Origin of the sequence: Chitinophaga sp., assembly GCF_035761305.1 — a bacterium.
GTDB lineage: Bacteria > Bacteroidota > Bacteroidia > Chitinophagales > Chitinophagaceae > Chitinophaga.
In genome coordinates this window covers 1-4,837 of the sequence record NZ_DASTRI010000190.1, presented here as the reverse complement: position 1 = coordinate 4,837, position 4,837 = coordinate 1, and the positions used below count along the sequence as shown (strand labels likewise).

Below are 4,837 nucleotides of genomic sequence, written 5' to 3'. Positions count from 1 at the left end.
GCGTCGCCATATTTAGGGATGGCCATCAGGCTGCGTTGTATATCGGAATGGTCGCCGTTTTCGGGGTTCATATCGGTATTGGTGGCGCCCGGCTGCACCAGGTTCACGGTAATTTCCCTGGCGCCCAGGTCGCGCGCCAGGCCTTTGGTAAGGCCAATGAGGGCGGCCTTGCTCATGGAGTATAACGTCATACCAGGCGCCCATACCCTATCGGCCAGGTTGCTGCCGATGGTGATAATGCGGCCGCCCTGCGGCATGTGCGCCAGCGCTGCCTGTATGGCTACATATATGGCGCGCACGTTTACCGACATTATACGGTCGTAATCGGCCAGGGTATGTTTTTCAAATGGCCCCGCCATCCATATGCCGGCGTTGTTCACCAGTATGTCTATGCCACCAAAGGCTTGAGCAGCCTGGTTTACAGCGGCGGTGAGGGCATCTGCGTTTTCATTGTCGGCCGCAATGGCCAGCGCCTGCCCGCCGGCGGCTTCAATTTCCTTTACTACGGCCTGTGCTTTATCTGCCGCGCTCACGTAGGTAATGGCCACCTTTGCGCCTTCATTGGCCAGGCGTTTTGCAATGGCGGCGCCCATACCGCGGCTCCCTCCTGTTACCAGGGCTGTTTTGTTCGCTAAACGTTTCATTGGTTATGATTTGAATAATGAATGTTATAAGAGTATAGTTACAGAACGATCATTCCAAAATAAGAGAAAAAAAAGGACGGTTATTGCCGCACTACTTCCACCAGGAACTCCGCCATTTGCGTTACCAGCTTTTTATTTTGTGAGATAATGTATGTTTGCCACAGCCCGCTGAAATTGGCAATAATGTAGTTGGCCAGCATATTTACATCGCGTTGTTTGCTGATCTCCCCGGCCGACTGCGCTTTTTTGAGCAGCACCTCCAGGATGTCCGTCAGCCGGGCGCCGTCGTTTTGTAAAACGTTGTTCACCTCCTTATCCGCTGCTGCCAGCTCAAAAGATGATTTTACCACCATACAGGCTTTGCCTTCCTGCAGCGTTCTTTCCAGCGCTTTACGGATGATGGCCTCCACGGCGTCTATAGGCGACGCTGCGCCTGCGGCAGCTGCCTTGTACTCCTCCTGCTTCTGTTTGGCGTAGCTGCCCAGGCATTGCAGGAACAGGCCATGCTTATCGCCATAGGTGTCGTAAATGCTGGCGCGGTTCAGCTGCATGGCTTCTACCAGGTCCTGCATGGAAGTGGCGTGGTAGCCTTTTTCCCAGAACAGGTCACGGGCTTTCTGCAGTTTTTCTTCAGGATCAAATGCTTTGTTGCGTGCCATGATAAGGCAAAGGTAGGATAATGGAATGATTGTTCCAAATTAGGGGATTACTCATTCATTTTGTCAATAACTCTCAGCATGCTGTTTAACTGCTCCATCCGCGTTTTTTTATACGGTCCATCCCACCTGTCAGTAAGAACAGGTAATAATTCTCTTTTGATGGCTGTTTGGGCCAGCACTTTAATATCTTCATCAATTTTACCTTCTAAAACAAACTGTCCAAATCCAACGGCAATTATTGCGTTATCTATTCCAAGCAAATAAGTTCCGCCCATACTGTCTGAAGCTGCAGCCATAATTTCTTTAAACTGGTTCTCATCGAATTCTTTTCCGGCTTCTTTTGCCATTTGTTTGAAATGCTCCATCATGGCTGGCATTTGGTCACTCAAATCCGGACTGCCGGGCTGGGTTTTGGCTGAAATATAATCCCTGATTTTTGAAGAGTCGAGCTCATTTAAATTGAATTCCGGATAATTCCAGTTAATCAGCAGTTCTTCAATGAATTTTACCGGGCTGGCTTTTTTATTTGACATTCGCCACTCTCTGAAGCCATAAAAAGCGTCTGAACCATCGTCACTTCCAAATGGTCCTGTTTCTTCAATCGGGCTCCAGTAAAAGTCTTCAGTTAGTAATTTTCTCGCTTTGGGATGGGCTGTTTCAGGTGTTAGTTCGTAGTGGCTCATTTGTAAGTCTTCTGGTTGTTGGGTTGATGTATTTACCTGTCCGTTGCAGGCTGTAATAAAAATAAGGCCTGTTATTGCAATAAGAAAGCTAATTCGCATTATCATAAAATTATAGGAAGGGTTACGAAGTGAGCATATTTATACTTTTGCCATATGCCAATTTATTCCAGGCCTTCAGCTGATAACCGAAATTCGAGCAGTCTTTTGGCTAACGGATGAAGCTTATCCTTATCAAGCGCCGCAAGCCTGCGTTTACCCAATCTTTTATCCAATACTGCTAAGGAATTAATTATCGGGCTTTTATGTTCAAGTCCTTCTTCAACTGTCATGTTTAAATACTCCCAACAGCAAACATGCAAATCGTACCTTGAAAATTCTCCTTCCTCTGCCAACTTCCCGGCAGATCTTTCATTGTCTTCAGTGGCTCGATGCGTCAGGCAATTTGTTCGTGTTGCCTTATGATAATAAGCGCCAAATTTCCACCATGATTTGATAGTGCAAAAATCTACAATCTGCTCTTTGTCAATAGTAATCCAGCCTCTCCCATCCGTACTACGGGGCTTCCTATAGGCTGTAGTAAAAAGTTCTACGCGGCCGCTGATACTGTCCGCAAATCTGCTTTCAATTGTATGTTTAAGCTTGCTCCATTGCATTGCCGGCGTTGTTTAGTTTGCAGACTATTACAGCTCCTTTTTTATCCATTTCCAAAACCTGTTAAACAGGCCTTTCTTTTCAAGATAGTCAATTGTTGCATTACCGCCTTCAATAATTTCGCCTGTTGTGTTGTTTAATATCCATTGTCTTTTCATGATTTCAAGCTCATTTCTCTTGAAATCGTCAGCGTTCAATGACAGGAAACAAAGCTTATTGATCGCATCATCTTCTTCAGCACTCAGCCCTTTAAAATGCTGGTCAACTTTTCCGCTTTTCCGGAGCTGCCGCATAATATGGTTTCGGATCTCTGTATCATAAACTTTAATCCCTGAAAGGTTATTCAGTCTTTGAAGAAATGCAAAAGTTTGATCAATGACGGTTTGAGGACTTAAAATGGAAAACCGGAGAGAAAATTCGTCAACGGTTTTATGGCCGGGCGGAATAAGGACATTAGCCTCTGTAAGGCCTTCGCCGGTACGTTGTTCAAAATACAGGTCGCCGTAGTTATCCTTTGTTTGCCGCCTGCTGCGGCCTTCAAGGTAAACCAGGCCTGCTTCCTCCAACAATACAATAACTGCGTCTTCGGCAGCCGGTGTCTGAAATTTCACCAGGAATAGGTATGATTCAAGTCCCATAAAGGTTACGCCCCAACGCTCAAATATACATAACTCCTATGATATTCCGGTTTAGCCGCGCGACAATACTTCATTCAACTGCCATAATTGTTCCCGATTGGCCATTTTACCCCTGCCTTCCTTCATTATTCATTATTCATTACTCATTACTAATCCCCCAAACCGAACACCCCTGTTCCAAAACCGGACATATATATAAATTACACATATCTATATCACTAACCGACACCACCCTTTTTTTATGGCATTCCATTAGCGGCGCCCAGTTAAAGTAATTCATCTGCAATGCTCAAAAACTATCTTAAAATAGCCTTGCGCAATTTGCGTAACAGTAAACTTTATGCCGCTATCAATATTGTGGGGCTGGCCGCAGGCATGGCTGTTGCATTGCTGATTGCGTTATGGGTATGGGATGAAGTTTCATTTAATACCTATCACCGCAATTACCACCGCCTGGCGCAGGTAATGGTAAATGCCACCAACAACGGTAAAACATATACCGGCACCACTGTTTCTATTCCCATGGGTTATGAGCTGCAGCACACTTACGCGGCTGATTTCAAATATATATCCCTGGCCTCTTACCCCCGTGCGCACATACTGGCTGTGGGCGACAAACAAATATCCCAAACAGGTATGTGGGCGCAGGAGGCCTTTCCTGTTATGACCACGCTGAACATGCTGCAGGGCAATGCCCATGCCCTGCAGGACCCATCCTCCATATTGCTGGCACAGTCAGTGGCCCGGGCGCTTTTTGGCAATGATGATCCCCTGAATAAATTAGTGCGCCTGGATAATAAATCCGACATGAAAGTAGCCGGTGTGTATGCCGACCTGCCGCACAATACTACCCTGTACGATGTAAAGCTGCTGATGCCCTGGAGCCGGTATGTGAATAACACAGAAGACTGGATAAAAAATGCACAAACGCAATGGGACAATCACATGTGCCAGCTGTTTGTACAGCTGAATGATCATGCAGCTATTGATAAAGTGAATGCCAGGATCCGTAATGTGCCTACGCCGCATATCAACTTTTCACGGGAGGAGCTGCTGCTGCACCCTATGGAAAAATGGCACTTATACAGCACCTTTGAGAATGGCAGATCTACCGGCGGCCGTATCAGCATGGTATGGCTCATTGGTATTATAGGCGTGTTTGTATTGCTGCTGGCCTGCATCAATTTCATGAACCTTTCTACTGCCAGGAGCGAAAAACGCAGCCGCGAAGTGGGCATCCGCAAGGCCATCGGCTCATTCCGCCGGCAGCTGGTAGCGCAGTTCCTCAGCGAGTCGCTGCTGGTAGCATTCCTGGCCCTTGTGCTTGCATTGCTGCTGGTGCAGCTGTCGCTGCCTTTCTTCAACGGCCTGTCCGACAAAACCATGGCCATCCCCTGGAGCGCTCCCCTGTTCTGGCTGTTTACGCTGGCCTTTACGGGTTTTGCAGGACTTATCTCCGGCAGCTATCCCGCGTTTTATTTATCTGCCTTTGAACCTGTAAAAGTGCTTAAAGGCACCTTCCGCGCCGGAAGGTTTGCGGCGCTGCCACGCAAAGTGCTGGT

6 protein-coding genes are annotated in these 4,837 nt (G+C 47.2%); 1 reads left to right on the top strand and 5 read right to left on the bottom strand.

What is annotated here, in order from left to right:
• The 5 genes from VFS25_RS16340 to VFS25_RS16320 all read right to left on the bottom strand — a co-directional run.
• Positions 1-644, bottom strand: a 644-nt coding sequence (locus VFS25_RS16340; protein WP_326463239.1) for an SDR family NAD(P)-dependent oxidoreductase, incomplete at its 3' end; no start/stop codon positions are given.
• Positions 645-724: 80 nt separating this feature from the next.
• Positions 725-1,303, bottom strand: a complete 579-nt coding sequence (locus VFS25_RS16335) for a TetR/AcrR family transcriptional regulator (protein WP_326463238.1) — start codon at positions 1,301-1,303, stop codon at positions 725-727.
• Between the two features lie 47 nt (positions 1,304-1,350).
• A complete protein-coding gene (locus tag VFS25_RS16330) occupies positions 1,351-2,085 on the bottom strand; it encodes a hypothetical protein (protein ID WP_326463237.1) in 735 nt (244 codons plus the stop codon).
• A gap of 62 nt (positions 2,086-2,147) precedes the next feature.
• Positions 2,148-2,639, bottom strand: a complete 492-nt coding sequence (locus tag VFS25_RS16325) for an SF0329 family protein (RefSeq protein ID WP_326463236.1) — start codon at positions 2,637-2,639, stop codon at positions 2,148-2,150.
• Positions 2,640-2,666: 27 nt separating this feature from the next.
• Entirely contained in the window at positions 2,667-3,248 is a 582-nt protein-coding gene (locus tag VFS25_RS16320; RefSeq protein ID WP_326463235.1) for a hypothetical protein, read from the bottom strand.
• A gap of 348 nt (positions 3,249-3,596) precedes the next feature.
• Between VFS25_RS16320 and VFS25_RS16315 the strand changes: the two genes are divergently transcribed.
• On the top strand, positions 3,597-4,837 hold a 1,241-nt coding region (locus VFS25_RS16315; RefSeq protein ID WP_326463234.1), incomplete at its 3' end, for an ABC transporter permease.